The following is a 23,784-nucleotide window of genomic DNA, read 5'->3' on the forward strand; positions in this document are numbered from 1 at the left end:
CTGTTATTTCCAGGCCGGCTTGGGCATCAGTTGCGCGGTGGCGCGGTCTTTCGGCCACACCACTTCGAAGTCGCCGCCCTGCCATTGCGACACGGTGCCGGGAATCGACGCGTTCTCGCTGCCCTCGAAGCGGATCGGCCCGAGGATGGTCTTGAACTCGTTCTTCGCGATCTGCTCGCGCAGCGCCTTGCGGTCGAGGCCCACTTTCTCCACCGCCTGCTGCAGGATCTGCAGGCCAGCCCACGCGTGGCCGCTGGCCCAGCGGTCGGGTTCCTTGCCGAACTTCTTGGTGTGCGCATCGAAGTAGGCCTTGGCCTCGGGGCTGGTCTTTCCGTTCCACGAGCCCATGCCGATCACGCCCTCGGTGTTGGCGGCCATCACGTTCTTGTAGAGCTGGAAGGCGGTGCCCACCGACGCGTAGAAGTACTTCGGGTTGAAGCCCACCTCGCGCGCCTGCCGGCTCGCAAGAATGGTGTCTGGCGGGTAGGTGATGCCGATGAAGGCGTCGGGGTTCAGGTCCTTCATGCTGCGCAGCACGGGCGCGAGGTCTTTCACGCCGAGCGGGTAGCTCTTGCGGTCGAGCACCTGGATCTGCGTCTTCTTCAGTGCGTTGTTCAGCGCCGCGAAGTTCTCCAGCCCGAACAGGTCGTCCATGTAGACGATGGTGATCGTCTTCACGTTCTGCGCCACCAGCATGTCGACCAGTGCGCCCATCATCTTGTCGGGCTGCTGCAGCAGCGAGAAGAAGAAGGGCAGGCGCATGTCGATGAGCTTGCGCGACAGGGCGGTGGGCGCGAGCAGCGGGTAGCCGAAGCGGTTGGCCAGCGGCGCGACCGCGAAGTTGGCGCCCGATCCCCAGGGCGGCAGCACGAGGTCGACCTTGTCGCTGCCCATGAGCTTTTCGAACGTGCGCACGCAGGTCTCGGTCTCGCTGCGGTCGTCGTAGCCGATCAGCTCGATGGGCCGCTTGGCGCCCTTCACCGACAGGCCGCCCGCGGCGTTGACCTGCTCGGCCCACAGCAGGTAGTTGGGTTCCTGGCTCACCTGCGCGCCCGCGGCCCAGGGGCCGGTGCGGGCGATGGCGTAGCCGATGCGAACGGGGGCGCTTTGCGCGAACAGCTGCGGCGCGACGGCGGCCGCGCCCAGCGCGGTGGCCGTGCCCTGAATCCAGTGGCGGCGGGTGGGGTGAAGCATGAGGGTCTCCTTCCGGGCGTCGGTATGCGCCCGCTGACCGGGATCGTAGAAACGCACGCCCTTCGCCGCTGTGCCCGCCGCGCACAAAGCACTTGACGCAGCGTGCAGGCGCCTAGTGGTTAACCCGGAATTCCCTGGGCCGCGAAGGCGCTTCACGCTGTGCGGCACCCCGGCTTCGTGTTGAAATCTTTCGTCCTCACTGCTTTCACCCCATGACCGCGTCCTTGCTCCTGTCCACCGACGAGATCCCGCCGAAGGAGCGCGGGCCGCTGTGGTGCGAGTGGGTGTGGCGCCACTTCGGCGGTCTGGGCTCCGACCTGTACGGCGACAGCGATTTCGACGGCCACCTCGCGTCGTCGCACGCGGGCGACGTGATCCTCACGCGGCTCGAGGCGAATCGCCACCGCGTGCTGCGCACGCCGCAGATGGCGCGCTTGAGCGATGCGCCCTACCTGAAGATCGTCGCGCCCTGGCAGGGCTCGGCCGAGGTCACGCAGCGCGGGCGCGCGGCGGCGGTGCGCGCCGGTGGCTGGACGCTGTACGACACCACGCTCGACTACACCGTGGCCAACCCCGAGCGCAGCGACCACCTCATCGTGATGCTGCCGAAAGACCAGATCGCCTCGCCCGCGTTGCCGCTGGGCGACCTCGTGGCGCGGCGCATCGGCGGCGACAGCGGCATCTCGCGCGTGGCGCTGGAGACCATGCGCAACACCTACCTGGAGCTGCCCTACATGAGCGAAGCCGCCGCGCGCGGCGCGGGCGAGCTGCTGATCCAGCTGGTGCGCCTGTCGCTCATGGAGCTCGCAGGCCAGAGCACGACGCAGACCCAGCGCGAGGCGCTCAAAGACCGCATCCACCGCCACGTGGCGCAGAACCTGCGCGACCCCGCGCTGTCGATCGACGGCATGGCGCTGGCCCTGCGTTGCAGCAAGCGCCTGCTGCACCAGGCCTTCGCGGGCGACGACGACACGCTCACCGGCTACATCCAGCACCAGCGGCTGGCCGCCAGCATCCGCGACCTGATCGACCCCGCGAACGCTGCGCGCTCGATCACCGACATCGCGCTGGGCGCGGGCTTCGGCAACCTCTCGCACTTCAGCCGCGTGTTCCGCGCGCACACGGGCGGCAGCCCGAGCGAGTTCAGGCGGCAGGCGACGCCGCGTTAGCCTGCTGTCGCGACGTGCCGGCCTCGACGGCGTCGTCCACGCTCCACGGCGCATACACCTCGGCGTGCAGGTCGGGCGAATCGACCTTGGCCAGCAGGTCGCGCACGCCGTCCTTCACGCGCGCCAGCGACAGGCGCGCGCCACGCACGCGCACATAGGCCGCGAAGTCGCACAGCGCCTCGATGCTGGTGGCGTCGAGGTCGGGCGATTCCTCCAGGCTCAGCACCATGCGCTGCAGGCCCGGCGTGGCGTCGATGCGCGCGCGGATCGACGCGAACACCGCGTCCGCATTGCCGAAGAACAGCGGCACCTCGGGCCGCGCGATCAGCACGCCCGGCGGCACCACCGCCTCGGGGTGGCGGCCGGTGTCGACGTAGTCGTGGCTCTGGCCCAACCGGCCGAGCCAGCTCACGGTGGTGCGCGAGAAGCCGCGCAGCAACAGCAGCAGGCTCACGCCGATGGCGGCCAACAGGCCGTCGAGCACGCCCAGCAACAGCACGGCGGCCACGGCCACCAGCGCCACCAGCCGGTCGCGCCGCCAATGGAAGTACGGCCGCAGCGACGAGGGGTTCAGCGAATGGCTCACGGCATTGATCACGATGGCCGCCAGCAGCGGCTCGGGCGTGTGCGCGATCCACGGCAGCAGCGTGAGCACCGCCACCAGCACCACCGCCCCCGCCACGAGGCCCGCCGCGCGGCTGTGCGCGCCGGCCGATTCGTTGGCCGAGGTGGCCGAGTAGCCCGCGCCCACGGGCATGCCCTGGAACAGCGCCGACAGCAGGTTGGCGCCGCCCAGCGCCAGCAGGTCGCGGTTGGCCGACACGTTGTCGCCGTGGCGCATCGCGAAGGTGCGGATCGAGCCGTAGGACTCGGCATAGAGGATCAGCGCCATCGCGAAGGCCAGTTCGCCCAGCCCCAGCCATTGCGCGCGGTCGAGCGAAGGCACGCCGGGGTGCGAGAAGTCCAGCGAGATCGGCCCCACCGCCGCCACGCCCCAGGCCTGGCACAGGCCGCTCACGTCGAGCGCGATGCCGCCCACGATCACCAGCAGCGCCGCCGGCACCGCGCGCCAGCGCGCCAGGCCGCGCAGCAGCACCAGCGCCACGAGCGCCATCGCCGCGCCTGCCAGGTTCCAGTGCCGCCATTCGGTTGCGAGCCCTGCAACGAGCCGGAAGAAATCGCTGTGTGCCGGCTGCACCGCCAGCACCTTCGGCAACTGCTTGACCACGATGGTCAGCGCCAGCCCGAGCGCAAAGCCGCGCAGCACCGGCTTGGCGATCAGGCTCGACACCGCGCCGAGCCTGGCCAGGCCCGCCAGCACGAAGAACACCCCCGTCAGCAGCACGAGCCCGGCGCCCAGCGCCAGCCGCGTGGCGGCATCGACACCCGGCATCGCGGTGGTGGCCGCGAACAGCACGGCGGCCGATGACGACGTGGCCGAGACGATCGCGAAGCGGCTGCTGCCGAAGAGGCCGTAGACCAGCAGCCCGGCGAAGAGCGCGATCACGCCGGCTTGCGGCGGCAGCCCCGCAATGCCCGAATAGGCCACCGCCTCGGGCAGCAGCAGGCCTGCGATGGACACGCCCGCGACGAGGTCGGCGATGCCGGGGCGGCGGGCGGCGCCGTCGTTCACTTCGCGGGCGTGGCGTTCGTCACGCCGGTCCAGCCCGGCAGGTAGCGCGCGTTCGCGGTGCGTGCGAGCGCCACGGCCTTGTCGATGGTGGCCTGCGGCAGCGGCTCGGTGGCCGAGGGCTGCAGCTTCTTCGCCGGCACCAGCGGGCGGAAATGGTCGGCCCACAGGAACTCCGCGTACGGCGCCGCGTCCTTCGCGTAGCCGCCGGCCTTGCGTACGAAACCGGCCAGCGCGCGGTACGGGTCGTCGCGCAGCTTGGCGACGCTGGAGGGAATGGCGCTGAACGCCCGCCGCTTGCCTTTCTCGTCGAAGGGGTGCGCCCAGCGGTGGAACTCCATGAGCCGCCAGAACTGCTCGCCGCGGACCTCGGAGAGGTCGTCCAGTTGCATCACCCACACCGTGCCGACCGACTCCTCATGCAGCGCGCGCCCCAGGTGGTGGTGATCGACGATGTAGTAGTGCCCGCCCGGCCCGCGCACGGCGGGAAACCAGTGCGCGGCCAGCGTGTGCTCGCGCTCCTTGCGCTTGAGCTGCTTCCACTGCGCGCGTTTGGTGGCCACTTCGGCGCCGCCGACCGTGATCTGGGTCGGTCGCAGCGCATCGAGGGACACGGGGATGAGGTTCGGCTTGGCGGTCATGCGGGGACGCTCCGTGGTGACGAGGGAACCTTGCGGCGGCGGGCGCCGGCGATCATCGCCACCCGCGCGCCACACCGCAAGTCGACCGCACGCTACCAGCGTCAGGCGGACCGGAAGCTGACGACGCGCGCGACGTGCGCGGCGCCGGCGGGCCGCAGGCCGTTGAGGCCCGCGGGGTCGTAGCGCGCCAGCGCCTGGTGGCCGTCGAGGTCTTCCTGGAGCGCGAAGCCCGTGTCCCGCAGCAGCGCACCCAGCGTCGCCGGATCGAAGCCCGACAGGAAGTCTTCGCCGACGGACGACACATCGCTGCGCAGCCGCTGGAACGCAGCGTTGCCTGCCGCATCGGGGCGCAGCGCGGCCTCGTCGATGTAGGTGAAGACCAGTTCGCTGCCGTCCGGCGCGCAGGTGGCAATGGCGCGCAGCGCCGCCAGGTTGGCCTCGCGCGTCAGGTACACCGTCACGCCGAGCCACGAGAAGAAGGTCGGCCGCGCGGCGTCGAAAGGCGAACGCGCGAGCGCCGCGCCGAGGCTCTCGGTCGACAGGTCCGCTTCGATGAAATGCACCGACGCGGAAGGCGGCACGCCGCAGGCCGCAAGGCGCTGGCGTTTCAGCTGCTGCGTGGCGGGGTGGTCGACTTCGTAGATGTCCAGGCCCTGCGCCCAGGCGGGGGTGCGGCACACGAAGCTGTCGAAGCCCGCACCGATGAGCACGTACTGGGTGATGCCGCGCGCGACCGCGTCCTTCAGCGCGTCTTCCGTGTAGCGCGAGCGCAGGAGCACGTCGGGGTAGGCGGCGTTGGCGCGCATCGCGTCGTCGAGCGCGGCCTCGGGCGAGTCGGACGATGCAGGGTCACGTCGTGCCAGCGCGCGTTCGCGAAAGGCGGTGCGCACAGAGTCCGGCACGAGGCGCTCGCCCCAGCTGTCGTCCAGCAGCGGCGCGGGCGCACTGCGCGAATGGATGGACCGCATGAGCGCGGTGGCGAGGGCGGTGCGGCTGGCTTGCGAAGAAGGATTCAAGGGCGGGGCTCCGGTGGTGCAAGGGGACAAGGGCGCGAAGTTTCAACCCGCGCGAGGTGTCTGTACAGTGCATTGTTCAAAGCAATGACCTGCACCAAATGAATTCCATGGACCTGAACCTGCTGGCCGCACTCGATGCCCTGTTGAGCACTGGCAGCGTGAGCGCGGCGGCCGAGCGCATGCACCTGAGCGCGCCGGCCATGAGCCACACGCTCGCGCGCATCCGCGAGGCGCTGGGCGATCCGATCCTCGTGCGGGCCGGCCGCAAGCTGGTGCCGACGCCGCGTGCGGTGGCGCTGCGCGATCCGGTGCGTCGCCTGATCGCCGACGCGCGCCTGCTGATGCAGCCCGACGGCGGCGTGCCGCTGGCGCGTGTGACGCGCGAGTTCACGGTGCGCGCGCCCGAAGGCATGGGCATCGTCTACGGCGCCACCTTGCTGGCCGCGCTGCGGCGCGACATGCCGTTGGCGCGCCTGCGCTTCGTGCCCGAAAGCGACAGCGATGCGATGGCCCTGCGCGAAGGGCGCATCGATCTCGACGTGGGCACGCTGCCCGACAAGGGGCCGGAGATTCAGACCGCGCTGCTGTACGAGCAACGCATCGTCGGCGTGGTCGGGGCGGGGCACGAACTGCTGAAGGCGCGCGTCACGCCCAAGCGCCTGGCGGCCCAGCAGCATGTGGCGGTCACGCGGCGCGCCAGGTCGGTCGAACCCCTCGACAGCCTGCTCGCGGCACAAGGTTGTGCGCGGCAGATCGCATTGACCGTGCCCAGCGCCTATGGCGCGCTGATGGCCGCCGCGCGCTCGTCACTGGTGGCCTGCGTGCCCGAGCCGCTGGCGCGCACCGTGGCCGCGAGCCTCGGCCTGGCGATGTTCAAGCTGCCGGTGGCCGTGCCGCCCGAGCAGGTGCTGCAGGCCTGGCATCCGCGCGACGAGGTGGACCCGGCGCACCGTTGTCTTCGCGAGGCGGTGGCGGCCGTGTCGAAAGATGCGCGCTTCGGCCCACTCACGGGCCGCGACGCGCAGGCCCCGATGCGCGGGCGCGCACTGGCGGCACACCGCGCGCTGCTTGCAGAGTTGCCATGAATGCTTAAGCAGCGGTTGTGTCGAAGCGGGCATCAAACTTAAATCTTCTCGGTTAATGGGCTTCGCGATGCGCGTTGTTTGTTCAAAAAAAAGATGCCTTAAGGCTCGCGCAGCCTCAAGAGCGACGCTTCCCGCTGGTATGGTCGTGCGCGCAATTCAGCTCCACGCCATCACGCCCGTTGTCGACGCATTGGGTATTTGCTTCACATGTCCCTTCGTCACGACCGCATCTTTCCGCGCTACGCGTTCTACTGTGTGCTGGCCGGCCTGGCCGCGATCTATGTCTTCTGCGCCATGGTGCTGGTGCCGGCAAAGATCTACATCCTTCCGTACCTCATCACGCCGGACTTCGTGCGCTACAAGGGCGCGTTCTTCGTACTGGTGCTGGCGATTCCGGCTGCGATCTATTTGATCTGCTGGAAGGGCAGCGACTTCTTTGCGTGGCTGCGCAGCCCGCAGGTGCTGACGCTGAACGCGCAGGGCCTGCAGCTCGGCACGCAGACCGTCGCGTTTGCCGACGTGACACGGCTGCGCCATCGCCACAACCGCAACCACCTGCTGCTCACCACCCGCGACGGAAAGACGCTGCGCCTGCGGCTCGACCTGTGGGACGACGCCTTCGAGTTGCTCGCCGAAGTGGAAGAAGCCGTCGGCGAGGTGCTGCGGCACGACGTCGAGCGGCGCCTGCATGCGGGCGACACCGTGCCCTTCGGCGCACTGGCGCTCAACGCGGAAGGGCTGGTGCACAAGGGTCAGCTCATCGCGTGGTCGAGCATCGACACGATCCGCACGCAGTCGGACGCCGAAGCGATGGATGTCGACGAGCACCTGCTCATCGTCGCCAACGGCAAGACCCGCAAGATCGATCGCTCGAAGATCGACAACGAGCCGGTGCTGATGGTGTGCCTCATGCAGCGCCTGCCGTCGGCCTGACCCTCCTTCTTTTTCTTTCTTTCAATCTCCAAAGTACAGCGACTCAAAAAAATGGAAATCTACAGCTCCGCCAACCAACAGGAAAAAACCCGCCAGGACCGCCCCGTCTTCTACTCCCGCACGCGGCTGATCGCCGGCGCCACGCTCTGGGTGGTGGTCGCGGTCGTGCTGGCCGTGCTGTGCCTCCGCGCGCAGGACAAGAACATCGGCATCCTCATTGCGGCGGGCTTCGGCCTGCTGGCCGCGTGGCTGGCGGTCAAGTGCATCCGCACGCTGGCCAACATCGGAACGCCCGCCTTCGTCATCGGCCGGCAGGGCCTGACCTTCGAGAACGGCCTGCTGCTGCCGTGGGGCAACATCGTCGAGAACACCTGGGTCAACCAGGACTACATGGGCATTCCCATCGGCAAGCAGATCCAGATCAAGACCGACCTGCCCAAGCCGAAGGCCCGCGTGCTGCGCCGCGCGACCGCGCTGGAGATTTCGGGCGACGAGTACCTCGCCCTGTGCGACGCCTACGCGGCGTGACGGGCCACGGCACCTGCTGGTAGGCTGGCGGGCCTCCATCTTCCGGGCTCGCCTGCGCGGGCCCCATGCGCATGAACGCCTCTCACCGCCGGCCGGTTCCGTTGAACAAGGCCTACCGTCTCCTGAACCACGGACCGACCGTCCTCGTGAGCGCCGCGCACGATGGCCGGCGCAACATCATGGCTGCGGCCTGGGCGATGCCGCTGGATTTCGATCCGCCCAAGGTGGCGGTCGTGCTCGACAAGAGCACCTGGACGCGCGTGCTGCTCGAAGGCGCGGGCACCTTCGCGCTGCAGGTGCCCACGCGCGCGCAGCTCGACCTGACCGAGGCGCTGGGCAACAGCTCGGGCCGCGAGATTGCCGGGCGCGACGGCAGCGACAAGTTCGCCGCCTACGGCCTCTCGACCTTCGCGGGCGAGGCCACCGGCGCGCCGCTGCTCGAAGGCTGCGCGGCCTGGCTCGAATGCCGGCTGCTGCCCGAGCCGCCGATCCAGCAGCGCTACGACCTGTTCCTGGGCGAGGTGATCGCGGCGCAGGCCGATGCGCGCGTGTTCTCCGAAGGGCGCTGGCATTTCGAGGGGCATGACGAGTTGCGCACGCTGCACCATGTGGCGGGCGGGCACTTCATCGTCGACGGCGAGGCGGTCGATGCGAAGGCGCTGCCGCGCGTGACACCGTAACCTGCATGCCGGCGTTGAGCCAGGTCATCACCGTCGTCGCCTACAGCCTCATGGGGTTGCTGGCGGCCATGATGGGCTCGCTGGGCCTGGCCGCGCTGTGGACCTGGCGTGACTGGCCCGGCGCGGACCGCCTGACCGGCCTGGCCGCGCGGCTCGCGATCCTGACGTGGATGGTGGGCGGCGTGATGCTGATCGTCGGCGGACTGGCGATGGCCGGGCTGGCGACCTGGGTCATCTTCTGGGCGTCCAAGCCGCTGCCGGCCACGCTGCTCGGCATCGTGGGCTACGTGGCCTCGCGGGCCGTGCTCGTGGTCATGGCGGTGCTGCTGGTGCGCAAGGGCGGGCTGGTCCTTGCGGCCTGGTGGGGCGCGCGCGGCGAGGACGCCGGGACGACGCCAGACAAGCCGTAGCCGTTCAGGCCGCTGCGCGGTGCGGCACTTCGACCGGGGTCGTGCCGAGCCACCGCGACAGCGGCGCCGGCACCACCTCGCCGTCACCGTCGACACCCTGCATGGGAAACACCAGGTCGCGCAGCACCGCGTATTCGCGCAGCCGCGCGGGGCCGATCGGGTCGCCCGGCGTCAGGCCGGCGGAGGGGTGGCACATGAGCACGTCGCCCGTCTCGCTTGCTGCGATCCATGCGGTGAGGCGCTGCCGATGGTCTTCCATGTCGCCCGCGAAGTCGTACACGCCGAGCAGGCGACGGCTCGTGGGAATGCCGTGGCGGCGGGCCAGCGCCGACAGGCCTGCGGCGCCCAGCGCATGGATGAGGCCGGCCTTCAGCCGCTCGGCGCCCCGGCCCGGGCCCGGCGCCGTGTGGCGCAGCCAGGGCGGCGACGCGCCGTAGCGCCGCACGATTTCTTCCACCAGCAGCTCGCGCACCATCGGCAGCTGGTGCACGTGGCGGTGCCCGTCGACGAAGGCGGGCGCGCGGTGCATGGCGTCCTCGAAGCGGCTGAACTGGTCGCGGATGTCGGCGCGCAGGCCCGGGGCGAAAGCCGTGTGCGTCCAGGTGCGTGCCACCAGCCCGGTCAGGGCCGGCTCGGGGCCGCCGGAGACCTCGGGCCGCGTGAGGTCCAGGTGCAGGCCGGCGTCGAAGGCGCCGGCGTCGATGCGCAGCAGTGCCCGCGCACCGGCCAGCCAGGCGCGGCGGCGCACCATGCAGCTGGTGGCCGAGGCGATGCCTCGCTCCGCCAGGTCGATGACGGCCGCGTTCACGCCGGCGCTCAGGCCGAAGTCGTCGGCGCAGATGCACAGGCTGCGGGAGGGGGGCGTGGTGGTGGTGCGCATGTCAGTCATTGGCGCTGGCCGGGGTCGCCGGTGGCAGGTCGAGGCACTGCGCGTCGCCGGTCGCGCTGCCCGTGAAGCGCCAGGCCGCGACGGCCGGCGTGAAGGCGACCAGCTGCGCCCGCGCGAGCCACGGGTGGGCCAGCTGCGCGTTGCTCGGCCCCACCAGCCAGGTGGTGCGCGGCATGCACAGCGCGGCGGCGAGCTGCGTGCGGTCGAGCAGCAGCTCGGCGGCGCGCGCGGGGTCGAAACGCGCCGCGTCCGAGATCTCCTTGCGCCAGTTGTCGCGCGTGTCGGTGGCGGCGGCTTGCCAGTCGTCCACGATCCGCACCGGCGTGCGCAGCTTCCAGTAGAACGGGATCTCGTAGAGGTAGCTGTCGAGCATCAGCACCTGGTCGCTGGCCGCCACGGCCTGGCCTTCGGACAGCCGCAGCAGCGTGCCCGGCGGCCGTGCGTAGAGCGCCAGGCCGGCCACGCAGGCGACGCACACGAGGGCCGACGCGACAGCCGTCACGCGGACCTTGGGCAGCAGCGTGTCGAGCACGCGGCCCGCGAGCACGCGCTGCGCGATCAGGCAGGCCAGCGGCGGCAGCGCGGGCAGCACGTAGCCGACCAGCTTGGAGCGCGGCAGCGAGAAGAAGCCCACGATCACCGCGAGCCAGATCCACATGAGCCAGTCGATGTCCGAGAAGCGCGTGCGCGGCGCCGCCGCGTCGCGGCCGCGCGGCACCAGGGCCCAGGCGAACCACGGCAGCGTGAGGGCCGCCAGCACCGGCAGGTAGAACCACATGCCGTGTTCGTTGTTGAAGCCCGAGGACGCAAAGCGGCGGAAGTGCTGGGTGATCACGAAGTAGTCGAAGAACTCGGGAAACTTCATCTGCATCGCGACGAACCACGGCCCGGCCACCGCCAGCAGGATCGCCCAGCCCGGCAGCCACACGGCCAGGCGCAGCACGACGGCCTTGCGCGTCACCGCGCACCAGGCCAGCAGCACCAGCGCGGGCAGCAGCAGGCCGATGAGGCCCTTGGCCAGCAGCCCTGCCGCCGCGAGCAGGTAGGCGCCCGCCAGCAGGGCGCGCCACGGTTCCTCGTGCTCGCGCGCCAGCACGGCGCCGGCCCCGAGCAGCACGGTGGCCGAGATGCAGCCGGCCACCAGCATGTCCAGGTTGGCGAACTGCGCACCCAGGAAGAAGAAGGGCGTGGTGAGCAGCACCACGGTGGACAGCAGCGCCAGCCGCACCGTCGACCAGCGGCGCAGGAACAGGTACAGCGCCGCCGCCGCCACGCTCGCTCCCAGCACCGAGGGCAGCCGCGCGGCCCATTCCACCGGCCCGGCCACCGCCATCGCGGCGGCGCCGATCCAGTAGAACAGCGGCGGCTTGTGGAAGAAGGGCAGGCCATCGAGCCGAGGCACCAGCCAGTCGCCGGAATGCAGCATGCCCAGCGCGACGCCGACGTAGCGACCTTCGTCGGGCGCCATCAGCGGCCGGGCCCAGGCCGTGACGAGCAGCCAGGCGACGATGCCCGCGATGAGCCACACCGGCTGCGGCGCGGTCCACCAGGCGGGCGTGGTCGTGGTCGTGCGCGGTGTCATGGCTGCCCGGCCCCGAGGCCGGTCCCGCGCTCTTGCCGCACCACGTACAGCGGCCGGCCCTTGGCTTCCTCGTAGATGCGCGCGATGTACTCGCCCACGATGCCGGTCGAGATCATCTGGATGCCGATGAAGAACATCAGGCTCACGACGATGGTGGTCCAGCCGGAGACGGCGTTGCCGAACAGCAGGTGGTCGATGGCCACGAAGATGCCGTACGACAGCGCCGGCACCGCGAACAACAGGCCGACCACGCTCACCATGCGCAGCGGCCAGGTGGTGAAGGCGGTGAGCCCGTCGATCGCCAGGCTCACGAGCCGCCGTGCGTTGAAGCTGCTGGCGCCCTGCGTGCGCGGGGCCGGCGTGTAGGGCAGCGCCACGGCGCGGAACCCGACCCATGCGTAGAGGCCCTTCATGAAGCGGCTGCGCTCGGGCAGGCTCTTCAGCGCGTCGACCACCTTGCGGTCCATCAGTCGGAAGTCGCCCGCGTCCTTCGGCACCGAGAAGCGGTCGGAGTCGTTCATGAGCCGGTAGAACAGGCGGCTGCCGAGCTGCTTGAAGCGGCTCTCGTCGTGGCGCGCCTCGCGCACCGCGTAGACCACCTCGGCGCCGGCCTGCCACTGCGCGAGCATGGCGTGGATGAGTTCGGGCGAGTGCTGCAGGTCGCCGTCGAGCAGCACCACCGCATCGCCGCCGGCCGCCGCCAGGCCCGCGGTGAGCGCGGCCTCCTTGCCGAAGTTGCGCGACAGCGAGATGCAGCGAAAGCCCGACAGGTCGCACCAAGCCTCGGCCACGGCGGCGGTGTCGTCGGTGCTGCCGTCGTCGACCACGATGATCTCCCAGTGCATCCGCGTGGCCCACAGCACGTCTTCGAGCAGAGGCAGCAGGTGGCGCAGGTTGGCGCCCTCGTTGAAGCAGGGAATCACGCACGAGAGGCTGCGCGCGCCGGGCGGCGGCGTGTCGGGGTCGACGCTGCGCGGCGAGGGGGCGGCCATGGCATCGGTGTCCGGGCGCAGGGTGGAGGTGGTGATCATGAGGGTCTCCAGGCGGAAGCCGTGGCACGGGTGGCGGCACGCACGGCCGCGCGGTGGGTCAGCCATTGCGCGGTGCCCAGTGCACCGACGAGCGTGCCGGCCAGCAGCAGGCCGGCCGCGATGTCGAACGGAAAGTGAACCCCGGTGTAGACGCGGCCCCAGCCGGTCGCGGCGGCCAGCACGAGCAGCGGCACGCCGATGGCGCGCAGGCCGCTGCGCGCCAGGAAGGCCAGCGCGACGGTGAACATCACGCTGGCGTGCGTGCTCGGCAGCGAGCCGTTGACCGCGTGCGTGATGTAGGCCGGCACCAGCCCCTGCGCAAAGGGACGCGGCACGTTCAACCGCAGCGCAATGGCATGCGACAGCATCGAGGCCAGCCCGGCCAGCAGCGCGACTGCGACCAGGTAGGCGCGGTCGTCGGGCCGGCGCCATAGCGTGGCGAGGGCAACGGCGGCGCACAGCCAGCTGCCGCCCAGCGCCAGCGTCCGGGCGCACATCAGCACCCACGGCGTGGGCTGCGCGCCGGCGGCGAGCCATTGAAGCAGGGCGAGGTTCAGCGCGTGCATGGCGGCGCCTCGCGCAGTGCGAGTGTGAAGGGGCACGCGCAGAAGTGGAAAGCGGACATGGTCGGACCTTTCGAGGAAGACGAGGGAGAGCCGGCCGCGCGCAGGCGCAACACAGCCGCTCGGCGCGCAAGGCGCCGCTTCTCAGGTCGCGAAAGGGGGGGCGGCGGAGGGAGGCAGGCGCCGCCAGGGGGCGGACGGTGGGGGGGCGCCGGCGTGCAGCGGCACGGGCTCGGGTGCGCTGCGGCCGACGGGTTCGGTTCGCCGCATCAGCACCACGGCCAGCGGCAGCAGCGTGAGCAGCAGGGCCAGCAGCGTGTCCAGCCCCAGGTTCAATGTGTCGGGCAGATGAATGCCCGCAGGGCCTTGGGCGAACACCGTGGTCTCGCGGTCGGACGCGTGGTCCGCGCGGTCGTCGGCTTCGAACTGCGTCGTCTCGCCGATGCCGCGCAGCCGCAGCATCGGTTCGTCCTCGATCCCGTCGCAGTTGAAATGCACCGCGATGAAGGGCTGAAGCACGCTCAACAACAGGGCCGCGATCCACCACGCCCGGCGATGGGCGTGGGCAAGACGGCGGATGCGTGTGAGCAACATGCGCGAATGCTAGGAGCCTCGCATGAACGGAACCTGATCGTGCAGGTCAGCGTCCCGCAAGGTTGCGGGCCGCGTGCAGGAGGGGAAAGGGGCGGGCCGGCGCTACCGGGCCGGCGCCGCGCTCACAGCAGGAACGGAATGAAGCGCCGCGTGCCGCGCATGTACTCGCGGTAGGCGTCGCCGAAATGCGCGAGGCATTCCTTTTCGTCGCGCAGCGCCGTCAGGAACAGGAACAGCGTGGCCGCCAGCACCAGCGCCAGCGTGAGCCAGGTGAACTGCTTGAGGAACGCGCCCCAGGCCAGCAGCATCAGCGCCGTGTACATCGGGTGGCGGATGTAGCGGAAGGCGCCGGTCGTCACCAGTGCCGAGGTCTTTTCGAAACCGTACAGCGCCGGATCATCGCTGCGCGCTTCGCTCGGCTTGCCGTGTGCCTTGAGCAGCCGCACCGCATGGATGGGCAGCCAGATCGACAGCGCCAGCAGCACGCACGAGATCAGTTGCGTGGCCGAGAGCGGATCGACATGCCACACCGGCAGGTTCAGCACGATCAGCACCAGCATGCACTCCCACGCGAAGAAGCGGAAGAAGCCGTGGGAGCCGGGCTGGCTGAGCGGGCCGCGCGACACGTACAGCAGCGCGGCCGTGCCGGCGACAAAAAGAAAGAGCTGGAACCAGAAGAGCATGGCGGCCGAATTTACACGGCCCGCACGGCTCAACCGGAGATCGAAAACCCGCCGTCGACGGGAATGGCGGTACCAGTCACGTAGTCGGACGCGGCGCTCGCCAGGAACACGGCTGTGCCCGCGATGTCCGAGGGCTGGCCCCAGCGGCCGGCGGCGGCGCGCGTCTTCACGCGTTCGTACAGGCCCGGAATCTGGTTGCGTGCGCCGTCGGTCAGCTCGGTCTCGAACCAGCCCGGAAGGATGGCGTTGACCTGGATCTGGTCGGCCGCCCACGAGAGCGCGGTCGACTTGGTGAGCTGCACGATGCCGGCCTTGCTCGCGGCATAGGCCGGGGCGTAGGGCGCGCCGAAGATCGACATCATCGAGCCGATGTTGATGATCTTGCCGCCGCCCGCGGCCTTCAGGTGCGGGTGCGCGGCGCGGCTGCACAGGAAGGCGCTGGTGAGGTTGGTGTCCATCACCTGGTGCCACTCGGCCAGCGCGAGCTGGTCGACCGGCTTGCGCACCGTGGTGCCGGCGTTGTTCACGAGGATGTCGAGGCGGCCGCAGCGCGCGACGACCTCGTCGAAGGCCTTCTGCACCGAGGCTTCGTCGGTCACGTCGAGTGCGAGCGCGAAGCTGTCGCTGCCCAATGCCTTCAGCGATTCGACCGCGGCGGCCGACTTCTGTGCATTGCGCGCCGCGACGATGACGCGGGCGCCGGCCTTGGCTAGGCCCTGCGCCATGCCGAGGCCGATGCCGCCGTTGCCGCCGGTGACGAGCGCGACTTTTCCTGTGAGATCGAACATCAGGTGGTTTCTGGTTTCTTGGAGACGAGCGTCAGGATATCGTAGCTCGCGACCAGCTCGCCGAGCTGGTTGGTCACCTCCACGTCCCAGGCCACCACGCCCTGGCCCTGGCCGCTCGCGTCCTTCTTGTTGCGGTCGATCTTGCGCTTGCAGGTCAGGCGCGCCTGGATGGTGTCGCCGATGCCCACGGGCTTGACGAAGCGCAGCGTGTCCAGGCCGTAGTTGGCCAGCACCGGGCCCGGCGAGGGCGAGACGAACAGGCCCGCGGCCGCCGACAGCACGAAGTAGCCGTGCGCAATGCGCTTGCCGAAGGGCGAAGCCTTGGCCGCCTCTTCGTCGAAGTGCATGTAGAAGTAGTCGCCCGAGATGCCGCCGAAGGCGACGATGTCGGCCTCGCCCACGGTGCGGCGATGCGTGAGCAGCGAGTCGCCGATGCGCAGCTCTTCGAAGTAGCGGCGGAAGGGATGCACCTCGCTCTCGCGCAGCGCGGCGCCGCGCACGTGCTCGCCGGTGACGGCCGCGAGCATGGTGGGCGAGCCCTGCAGCGCGGCGCGCTGCAGGTAGTGCTTCACGGCGCGCAGGCCGCCGAGCTCTTCGCCGCCGCCCGCGCGGCCCGGGCCGCCGTGCTTGAGCTGCGGCAGCGGCGAGCCGTGGCCGGTCGATTCGGCGGCGGCCTCGCGGTCGAGCACCAGCAGGCGGCCGTGCCAGGCGGCAGCGACCGGAATGGCCTTGGCCGCGATGGCCGGGTCGCGTGTGACGAGCGTGCCCACGAGGCTGCCCTTGCCGCGCGCGGCCAGCGCAAGTGCTTCGTCGATGCCGTCGTAGGGCATGAGCGTGCTGACGGGGCCGAAGGCCTCGATGTCGTGCGCCGCATCGTGTTCGAGCGGCTTGCGGCTCAAGAGCAGCGTGGGCGCAAAGAACGCGCCTTCGCTCACGCCGTCGCCCACGGGCGAGAAGCCGTCGCGTGCGCCGTACACCAGCTCCGCGCCCTGCAGCAGCGTGGCGACGCGTTCGGCCACGTCGGCCTGCTGGTCGCGCGAGGCGAGGGCGCCCATGCGCACGTCTTCGCGCGACGGGTCGCCGATGACGGTCTTGGCCAGGCGGGCGCGCAGCTTCTCGGCCACCGCGTCGAGGTGCTGGCGCGGCACGATCGCGCGGCGGATGGCCGTGCACTTCTGGCCGGCCTTGGTGGTCATCTCGCGCGCCACTTCTTTCACGAAGAGATCGAACTCTTCGTCGTCGGGCGTCACGTCGGGCGCGAGGATCGCGCAGTTGAGCGAGTCGGCCTCGGCGTTGAACGGGATCGACTGGCGCACCAGGTTCGCGTTCACGCGCAGCTTGGCGGCGGTGTCGGCCGAGCCGGTGAAGGTGACCACGTCGGGCCCTTCGAGGCGGTCGAGCAGGTCGCCCGTGCTGCCGATCACGAGCTGCAGGCTGCCCTCGGGCAGGATGCCCGACTGCACGATGAGCTTCATCAGCGCCTCGGTGAGGTAGCTGGTGGCCGTGGCCGGCTTGCCGATGCAGGGCATGCCCGCGAGGAAGCTGGGCGCGAACTTCTCGAGCAGGCCCCACACCGGGAAGTTGAAGGCGTTGATGTGCACCGCCACGCCGCCGCGCGGCACCAGGATGTGCGTGCCCGCGAAGCCGCCCTTCTTGCCGAGCGGGAAGGCCGGGCCTTCGTGCACGAGGTTGCCCGAGGGCAGCTCGTTGGTGCCGATGCTGGCGTAGGCGCTCAGCGTGCCGGCGCCGCCTTCGATGTCGATCCAGCCGTCGGCGCGCGTGGCGCCGGTGTGGGCCGACACGGCATACAGTGCTTCCTTGTTCGCGGCGAGGTACTTGGCCAGCGCCTTCAGTCGCTCGGCGCGCTGCTGGAAGTCGAGCTTCATGAGCGCGGGAATGCCGACGCGGCGTGCATGCGCCAGCGCCTCGGCGAAGTCGATGGCCTCGGCGTGCGTGCTCGCCACGGCCTGGCCGTTGACGGCGCTGCGCAGCGATTGCGCGGCTTCCTGGCCGATCCAGCGGCCGGCGATGTAGCTTTGAAGGGTGGTCATGCGGATGTCCTTTCGAGGTGTTGCTCCTTCCCCCGCTGGGGGAAGGTTGGGATGGGGGCAAGCGGCTTTCGTTCGGCGCAGTGCGCTATCAAACGCCGCTTGCCCCCACCCCTACCCTCCCCCGGAAGGGGAGGGAGAAAAACAGGGTCATTTCTTGTTCCCGATGCCCAGGTAGGTATCGATGATTCTTTGGTCGTGCAGCAGGTCGCCGGCATTGCCTTCGAGCGCCACTGCGCCCATCTCGAGCACGTAGGCGCGGTCGGCCACCTGCAGGGCGGCGCGGGCGTTCTGTTCCACCAGCAGCACCGAGACGCCGTGCTTGCGCAGTTGCGACACCACGCGCAGCACCTCGCGCACCACCAGCGGGGCCAGGCCCAGCGAAGGTTCGTCGAGCATCAGCAGGCGCGGGCGCGCCATGAGCGCACGGCCGATGGCCAGCATCTGGCGCTCGCCGCCGGAGAGCGTGGAGGCCATCTGCGGACGGCGTTCCTTCAGGCGCGGAAAGATCTCGAAGATCTCGTCCATGCGCGCGCGCTGGTCGCGCTTGCCCTTGCGCCACTGGTAGAAGCCGCCGAGCAGCAGGTTGTCTTCGACCGACATCTCGCCGAACAGCTCGCGTCGCTCGGGCACCAGCGCCACGCCGCGCGCGACCATGGTCTCGACGCCGGGGCGCGCGATGCGCTCGCCGTCGAGCGACAGCTTGCCGCTCGACACCAGCAGGCCCATGGCCGCGCACAGCAGCGTGGTCTTGCCGGCGCCGTTGGGGCCGATCACGGTGACGATCTCGCCTTCGTTCACGTGCAGGCGCACGCTGTGCACTGCCTCGACGGTGCGGTAGGCGACGCAGAAGTCTTCCAGTTGAAGAATAGGGTGACTCATCGGGCGTCTTCCAGCAGTTCGTCGTCGGCGCCGCCCAGGTAGGCCTCGAGCACGCGCGGGTTGGCCTGCACTTCGGCCGGCGTGCCGGTGGCGATCACGGTGCCGAACTCGAGCACGGTGATGCGATCGGCGAGGTTCATCACGAACTCCATGTCGTGCTCCACCACGAGGATGCCCAGGCCTTCGGCGCGCAGCTGGCCCAGCAGTTCGGAGAGCGCACGCTTTTCGAGGTGGCGCAGGCCGGCGGCAGGTTCGTCGAGCAACAGCACCGACGGCTGGCCGGCGAGCGCGCGTGCGATCTCGACCACGCGCTGCTGTCCCAGCGAGAGCGACGCGGCCGGCGTGTCGGCGTGCGCGCCGAGGCCGCAGCGTTCGATCTGCTTGCGGGCTTCGGCCATCAGCGCGGCCTCTTCGGCGCGGTCCAGCCGCAGCATGGCCGCAAGCCAGCCGCGCCTGGCGCGCAGGTGCGCACCGAGCGCCACGTTCTCGACCACGCTGCGCTGGCCCAGCAGGCGCACGTGCTGGAAGGTGCGGCCCAGGCCGCGCGCCGCGAAGGCGCGCGAGGGGCGGCCCGACATGGCATCGCCTTCGAGCCGCACCTGGCCCGAACTGGGGTCGTCCACGCCCGAGATCATGTTGAAGAAGGTGCTCTTGCCCGCGCCGTTCGGACCGATCAGCGCGTGGATCTCGCCGGCCTTCAGCGTCATCGAGATGTCGTTGTTGGCGATGAGGCCGCCGAAGCGCTTGCTGACCGCGTCGGCCTGCAAGAGCATCGTGCCCGCCGCCGGCAGCACGCGCTGCGCGAGCTGCGCCGCCGGGGCCGTGGCCGAACCGGCCGCCGGGGCCTTGGCCACCGGCCGCACCCAGCGGCTCACCAGCCGCGCCAGCGTGGGCCACAGGCCGTCGGCGAAGCGCTGCAGGACGAACAGCATCAGCAGGCCGAACACCACCACCTCGAAGTTGCCGCTGGTGCCCAGCAGCGCGGGCAGGATGTCCTGCAGCTTCTCTTTCAGCAGGGTGATCAGCGTGGCGCCGAGCACCGCGCCCCACAGGTGGCCTGCGCCGCCGACCACCGCCATGAACAGCATCTCGATGCCGATGTTCAGGTTGAAGGGCGTCGGGTTCACGAAGCGCTGCATGTGCGCGTAGAGCCAGCCCGACACGGCCGCCAGCAGCGCGGCCAGCACGAACAGCTTGATGCGGTGGCGCGCCGTGTCGACGCCCATCGACTCGGCCATGAGCCGCCCGCCCTTGAGCGCGCGGATGGCGCGGCCTTCGCGCGAGTCGAGCAGGTTGTGCAGCGCCCACAGCGCCAGCAGCAGCACGGCCCAGATCACCACGCCGAGTGCGCGCGGCGAGGCCAGCGAGATGCCCGCGATCACCAGCGGCGGCACGCCCGTGATGCCGGTCTGGCCGCCCAGGAACTCCATGTTGCCGAGCAGGAAGTACAGGCTCAGGCCCCAGGCGATGGTGCACAGCGGCAGGTAGTGGCCCGACAGCTTGAGCGTGACCGCGCCGAGCGCCCAGGCCAGTGCGAAGGTCAGCACCAGCCCGAGCAGCAGGCCGAGCCACGGCACCAGCGCCGAACCGGCGATGCCGCCGAGCCAGCCTGCGGCCGTGGGCGAGGTGCAGATCCATGCGGTGGCATAGGCACCCATGCCGACGAACGCGGCCTGGCCGAAGGAGGTCATGCCGCCCACGCCGGTCAGCATGACGAGCCCGGCGGCCACCAGCGCGTACAGGCCGATGTTGCTGAGCACCGCGACCGTGAAGTCGGGCAGCCAGCCCCAGGCCAGCGCGAGCGCGACGATGCACGCCAGCGTGAGCGTGCGCGGCGTGACCAGCGGACGGCCCGCGTGTGCCGTGGCGGAAGAGGTGCTGGGCGACGCGCTCATTCCTCGTCCTCCACGTGGTGGCTGCGCAGCGAACGCCACCACAGCACTGGAATGATCAACGTGAACACCAGCACTTCCTTGTAGGCGCTGGCCCAGAACGAAGAGAAAGCTTCCAGCAGGCCGACCAGCAGCGCGCCCGCGAGCGCCAGCGGGTAGCTCGCGAGCCCGCCGACGATGGCGGCCACGAAGCCCTTGAGGCCGATGAGAAAACCGGTGTCGTAGTAGACCGTGGTGATCGGTGCGATCAGCAGGCCCGACACCGCGCCGATGAGCGCCGCGAGCGCAAAGCTCAGGTCGCCCGACAGCTCGGTGGGAATGCCCGACAGCCGTGCGCCCACGCGGTTGATGGCGGTGGCGCGCAGCGCCTTGCCGACCATGGAGCGGCCGAAGAACCAGAACATCGCAATCACCAGCAGCAGCGTGACGCCCACCACCACGATCGACTGGCCGCTCACGGGGATGCCGCCGATGTCGAAGCGCACGTCGGAGAACGGCGTGGTGCGCGACCCTTCGGCACCGAAGAAGAACAGGCCCAGGCCGACCAGCACGCCGTGCAGCGCGACCGAGACGATCAGCAGCATCAGCACCGTGGCGTCGGCCAGCGGACGGTACGCCAGGCGATAGAGCAGCGGGCCCAGCGGTGCGATCAGCACCAGCGTGGTGATGGCCTGCAGGGTCATCGACGTGGGCTTGACGCCCAGCACCAGCACCGCGGCGACGGCCGGGAAGGCGACGCACCACGTGAAGGCCGAGCGCCAGTCGATCGTCGCGCCGCGCTTCCAGCGCCACACCTCCACGACCAGTGCCATGGCGCCCAGCGCCACCAGCAGCCACAGCGTGGCCGGCGTGCGCCCGCCCTGCAGCGCGGCCATCGAGAGCGCACCGAAGGCGACGAACTCGCCCTGCGGAATGAAGATCACGCGCGTGACCGAAAACACCAGCACCAGCGCGAGCGCCATCAGTCCGTAGACCGCGCCGTTCACGATGCCGTCCTGCCCCAGCAACAGGGCAATCTGCAAGTCCATATGAAAACCTTCGGGCGGGGCCCGTGTGTCGAAATCAGTGTCTGTTGCCAGCGCCGTCGGTCGCGCGCGCTGCTGTCTGTCTGCGTCTGTATTGCTCCTTCCCCTCCCGGGGGAAGGTTGGGATGGGGGCTGCCCCCGCGTTCAAGGCCGCGCGGCATTCAACGCCGTCGTGCCCCCGCCCCCGCCCTCCCCCGGAAGGGGAGGGCGCAAGGCAGGAAGACTTCAGGGCTGGTATTTCCAGGCGCCGTTTTCGATCTTCACCATCACGCGTGCGCGCTGGTCCAGGCCCAGGTGGTCGGCGGCCGTCATGTTGAACACGCCATGCGCGCCCGACACGTCCTTGGTCTGCTCGAGCGCATCGCGCAGCGCGGCGCGGAACTCGGGCGTGCCCGGCTGGGCCTTCTTCAGTGCGACCGGCACGGCCGAGCTCATCAAGAGGCCCGCGTCCCAGGCGTGTGCGCCGAAGGTCGAGACCGTGCCCTTGCCGTAGGCGGCTTCATAGGCGGCGACGTAGGCGAGCGCAGACTTCTTCACCGGGTTGCTGGCCGGCAGCTGGTCGGCCACGAGCACCGGGCCGGCCGGCAGGAAGGTGCCGTCGACGTCCTTGCCACCCACGCGCAGGAAGTCGGCATTGGCCACGCCGTGCGTCTGGTACATCTTGCCGGTGTAGCCGCGCTCCTTGAGCGTCTTCTGCGGCAGCGCGGCCGGCGTGCCGGAGCCGGCGACCAGCACCGCGTCGGGCTTGGCCGACATGAGCTTCAGCGCCTGGCCGGTGACCGAGGTGTCGGAGCGCGCATAGCGTTCGTTGGCCACGATCTTGATCTTCTTCAGCTCGGCGGCTTTGGCGAACTCTTGCGACCAGCCTTCGCCGTACGCGTCGGAGAAGCCGATGAAGCCGACCGTCTTCACGCCGTTGGCGGCCATGTGCTCGGCGATGGCCAGCGACATCATGATGTCGTTCTGCGGCGTCTTGAAGACCCACTTCTTCTTGGCGTCCATCGGCTCGATGATGCGGGCCGAGGCGGCCACCGAGATCATCGGCGTCTGCGCTTCGCTGGCCACGTCGATCATCGCGAGCGAGGCCGGCGTGGTGGTCGAGCCCAGGATCACGTCGACCTTGTTCTCGGCGATCAGCTTGCGCGTGTTGTTCACGGCGGCCGTGGTGTCGGAGGCATCGTCCAGCACGATGTAGTTGATCTTCTGCCCGCCGATGGTCTTGGGCATCAGCGAGATGGTGTTCTTCTCGGGGATGCCGAGCGACGCCGCCGGCCCGGTGGCCGAGATGGTCACGCCGACGTTGACGTCGGCCCAGGCCGAGAGGGCCGTGGCGCACAGGGCAGCGATCAGCAGGGGCTTGAAGAAAGTCATGGTTGGTTTGTCTCCGGGTTGATATAGGAAAGGCCGAGGGAAAAGCGGGCGTTCAACGCTCGTCGAAAGACAGCGTGACGCGTTCGGTCAGGGGGTGGGCCTGGCAGGTGAGCACGAAGCCCGCGGCCACTTCATTCTTGTCGAGCGCAAAGTTTCTTTCCATGCGGACTTCCCCGTCCACGCACTTCGCGCGGCAGGTGCCGCACACGCCCGAGGTGCACGAGAACGGCACTTCGAGCCCGGCCGCCGACGCCGCATCGAGGATGCTGGGCTGGCCCTCGGTGTAGGTGATCTCGCGCTGCAGGCCGTCGCGCACGATGGTCACGCGCGCCTGCTTGGCGTCGCCAGGCTGCGCCTCGTGCACCACGGCGCCGACCTGGTTGGCCGACGTGGCCGAGGGCAGCGCGACGCCGAAGCGCTCGATGTGGATGCGGTCTTCGGGCACGCCCGCGGCCAGCAGCGCGGCCTCGGCCTCGTCGTTCATCTGGAACGGGCCGCACACGTACACCTGGTCGATCTGCGCGGCGGGCACCACCGAGCTCAGGAACTCGCCGATCTTCTCGCGGTTCATCACGCCGAAGCCCAGCGGCGAATCGGTGTGCTCGTCGGAGAACACATGCTGCAGCACGAGGCGCGTCATGTAGCGGTTCTTCAGGTCCTCGATCTCTTCCTTGAACATCGTGGACTGCAGCTGGCGGTTGCCGTAGATCAGCGTGAAGCGGCTCATCGGCTCGCGCGCCAGCACGGTCTTCATGATCGACAGGATCGGCGTGATGCCGCTGCCGCCCGCAATGCCCACATGATGGCGCGCGGCCTCGGGCTCGATGGGCACGAAGAAGCGGCCTTGCGGCGCCATCACCTGCAGGCTGTCGCCGGGTTGCAGGTGGGCGTTGATCCAGTTGGAGAACACGCCGCCACGCACCTTGCGCACGCCGACGCGCAGCTCGCCGTCGTCGATGCCGGCGCAGATCGAATAGGAACGGCGCAGGTCCTGGCCGTCGATGTCATGGCGCAGCGTGAGGTACTGGCCCTGCGTGAAGCCGAAGACTTGCTGCAGGTCGGCCGGCACCTCGAACGAGACGATGACGGCCTCGTGCGTGTCGGGCTCGATGGCCTTCACGCGCAGGGGATGGAAGAGGGTGCTCATCGT

The 23,784-nt window shown here is 69.9% G+C and carries 23 protein-coding genes; 6 read left to right on the top strand and 17 right to left on the bottom strand.

Annotated features, from left to right (window positions below; translation table 11 throughout):
* Positions 1-3: 3 nt before the first annotated feature.
* Complete coding sequence (locus CLU95_RS20965) at positions 4-1,194, bottom strand: amino acid ABC transporter substrate-binding protein (protein ID WP_099795375.1); 1,191 nt, start codon at positions 1,192-1,194, stop codon at positions 4-6.
* 212 nt (positions 1,195-1,406) lie between these two features.
* Between CLU95_RS20965 and CLU95_RS20970 the strand changes: the two genes are divergently transcribed.
* Positions 1,407-2,363 carry a helix-turn-helix domain-containing protein gene (locus tag CLU95_RS20970; protein WP_099795376.1) on the top strand — a complete coding sequence of 319 codons (957 nt, stop codon included), beginning with the start codon at positions 1,407-1,409 and terminating at the stop codon, positions 2,361-2,363.
* On the opposite strand, the gene CLU95_RS20975 is transcribed toward CLU95_RS20970, so the two are convergent.
* From CLU95_RS20975 to CLU95_RS20985, 3 genes are all read right to left on the bottom strand, one after another.
* Positions 2,338-3,996 (bottom strand): SulP family inorganic anion transporter, encoded by a 1,659-nt coding sequence (locus CLU95_RS20975; protein WP_099795377.1) that lies wholly within the window; start codon positions 3,994-3,996, stop codon positions 2,338-2,340. The two genes, CLU95_RS20970 and CLU95_RS20975, sit on opposite strands and share 26 nt — an antisense overlap.
* Entirely contained in the window at positions 3,993-4,634 is a 642-nt protein-coding gene (locus tag CLU95_RS20980) for a ParB-like protein (RefSeq protein WP_099795378.1), read from the bottom strand. Before CLU95_RS20980 ends, CLU95_RS20975 begins: the two co-directional genes overlap by 4 nt.
* Before the next feature lie 101 nt (positions 4,635-4,735).
* Positions 4,736-5,650 carry a class I SAM-dependent methyltransferase gene (locus CLU95_RS20985; RefSeq protein ID WP_099795379.1) on the bottom strand — a complete coding sequence of 305 codons (915 nt, stop codon included), beginning with the start codon at positions 5,648-5,650 and terminating at the stop codon, positions 4,736-4,738.
* 98 nt (positions 5,651-5,748) lie between these two features.
* Between CLU95_RS20985 and CLU95_RS20990 the strand changes: the two genes are divergently transcribed.
* From CLU95_RS20990 to CLU95_RS21010, 5 genes are all read left to right on the top strand, one after another.
* Positions 5,749-6,735: a LysR family transcriptional regulator gene (locus tag CLU95_RS20990; RefSeq protein ID WP_257214688.1), complete on the top strand. Its 987-nt coding sequence runs from the start codon at positions 5,749-5,751 to the stop codon at positions 6,733-6,735.
* Between the two features lie 207 nt (positions 6,736-6,942).
* Entirely contained in the window at positions 6,943-7,668 is a 726-nt protein-coding gene (locus tag CLU95_RS20995) for a hypothetical protein (RefSeq protein WP_099795381.1), read from the top strand.
* A gap of 51 nt (positions 7,669-7,719) precedes the next feature.
* Entirely contained in the window at positions 7,720-8,196 is a 477-nt protein-coding gene (locus tag CLU95_RS21000) for a hypothetical protein (RefSeq protein WP_099795382.1), read from the top strand.
* 71 nt (positions 8,197-8,267) lie between these two features.
* Complete coding sequence (locus CLU95_RS21005; RefSeq protein ID WP_099797416.1) at positions 8,268-8,876, top strand: flavin reductase family protein; 609 nt, start codon at positions 8,268-8,270, stop codon at positions 8,874-8,876.
* A 5-nt stretch (positions 8,877-8,881) separates the two neighbouring features.
* Complete coding sequence (locus tag CLU95_RS21010) at positions 8,882-9,286, top strand: hypothetical protein (protein WP_099795383.1); 405 nt, start codon at positions 8,882-8,884, stop codon at positions 9,284-9,286.
* Positions 9,287-9,290: 4 nt separating this feature from the next.
* On the opposite strand, the gene CLU95_RS21015 is transcribed toward CLU95_RS21010, so the two are convergent.
* The 13 genes from CLU95_RS21015 to paaE form a co-directional block, all read right to left on the bottom strand.
* A complete protein-coding gene (locus tag CLU95_RS21015) occupies positions 9,291-10,166 on the bottom strand; it encodes a ChbG/HpnK family deacetylase (RefSeq protein ID WP_257214689.1) in 876 nt (291 codons plus the stop codon).
* 1 nt (position 10,167) lies between these two features.
* Positions 10,168-11,757 (bottom strand): ArnT family glycosyltransferase, encoded by a 1,590-nt coding sequence (locus tag CLU95_RS21020; protein ID WP_099795385.1) that lies wholly within the window; start codon positions 11,755-11,757, stop codon positions 10,168-10,170.
* The gene (locus tag CLU95_RS21025; protein WP_257214816.1) at positions 11,754-12,749 is read right to left on the bottom strand and encodes a glycosyltransferase family 2 protein; all 996 of its coding nucleotides are present in this window, start codon (positions 12,747-12,749) and stop codon (positions 11,754-11,756) included. Before CLU95_RS21025 ends, CLU95_RS21020 begins: the two co-directional genes overlap by 4 nt.
* A 35-nt stretch (positions 12,750-12,784) precedes the next feature.
* Positions 12,785-13,354, bottom strand: coding sequence for a phosphatase PAP2 family protein (locus tag CLU95_RS21030; protein WP_099795387.1), 570 nt, complete (start codon positions 13,352-13,354; stop codon positions 12,785-12,787).
* Between the two features lie 141 nt (positions 13,355-13,495).
* Positions 13,496-13,945, bottom strand: a complete 450-nt coding sequence (locus tag CLU95_RS21035) for a hypothetical protein (RefSeq protein ID WP_099795388.1) — start codon at positions 13,943-13,945, stop codon at positions 13,496-13,498.
* A 122-nt stretch (positions 13,946-14,067) separates the two neighbouring features.
* Positions 14,068-14,628, bottom strand: coding sequence for a methyltransferase family protein (locus CLU95_RS21040; protein WP_099795389.1), 561 nt, complete (start codon positions 14,626-14,628; stop codon positions 14,068-14,070).
* A 29-nt stretch (positions 14,629-14,657) separates the two neighbouring features.
* On the bottom strand, positions 14,658-15,416 hold the full coding sequence (locus CLU95_RS21045) for an SDR family NAD(P)-dependent oxidoreductase (RefSeq protein WP_099795390.1): 759 nt from the start codon (positions 15,414-15,416) through the stop codon (positions 14,658-14,660).
* Positions 15,416-17,467, bottom strand: coding sequence for a phenylacetic acid degradation bifunctional protein PaaZ (gene paaZ / locus CLU95_RS21050; RefSeq protein ID WP_099795391.1), 2,052 nt, complete (start codon positions 17,465-17,467; stop codon positions 15,416-15,418). Before paaZ ends, CLU95_RS21045 begins: the two co-directional genes overlap by 1 nt.
* 147 nt (positions 17,468-17,614) lie before the next feature.
* The gene (locus CLU95_RS21055; RefSeq protein WP_099795392.1) at positions 17,615-18,346 is read right to left on the bottom strand and encodes an ABC transporter ATP-binding protein; all 732 of its coding nucleotides are present in this window, start codon (positions 18,344-18,346) and stop codon (positions 17,615-17,617) included.
* Complete coding sequence (locus tag CLU95_RS21060; RefSeq protein ID WP_099795393.1) at positions 18,343-20,241, bottom strand: branched-chain amino acid ABC transporter ATP-binding protein/permease; 1,899 nt, start codon at positions 20,239-20,241, stop codon at positions 18,343-18,345. The genes CLU95_RS21055 and CLU95_RS21060 overlap by 4 nt, the downstream gene beginning before the upstream one ends.
* The gene (locus CLU95_RS21065) at positions 20,238-21,266 is read right to left on the bottom strand and encodes a branched-chain amino acid ABC transporter permease (protein ID WP_099795394.1); all 1,029 of its coding nucleotides are present in this window, start codon (positions 21,264-21,266) and stop codon (positions 20,238-20,240) included. The genes CLU95_RS21060 and CLU95_RS21065 overlap by 4 nt, the downstream gene beginning before the upstream one ends.
* Before the next feature lie 222 nt (positions 21,267-21,488).
* Positions 21,489-22,634 carry an ABC transporter substrate-binding protein gene (locus CLU95_RS21075; protein WP_099795395.1) on the bottom strand — a complete coding sequence of 382 codons (1,146 nt, stop codon included), beginning with the start codon at positions 22,632-22,634 and terminating at the stop codon, positions 21,489-21,491.
* A 52-nt stretch (positions 22,635-22,686) separates the two neighbouring features.
* On the bottom strand, positions 22,687-23,781 hold the full coding sequence (gene paaE, locus CLU95_RS21080) for a 1,2-phenylacetyl-CoA epoxidase subunit PaaE (protein WP_099795396.1): 1,095 nt from the start codon (positions 23,779-23,781) through the stop codon (positions 22,687-22,689).
* Positions 23,782-23,784 lie beyond the last annotated feature (3 nt).

This window comes from Variovorax sp. 54 (assembly GCF_002754375.1).
Classification (GTDB): Bacteria; Pseudomonadota; Gammaproteobacteria; order Burkholderiales; family Burkholderiaceae_C; genus Variovorax.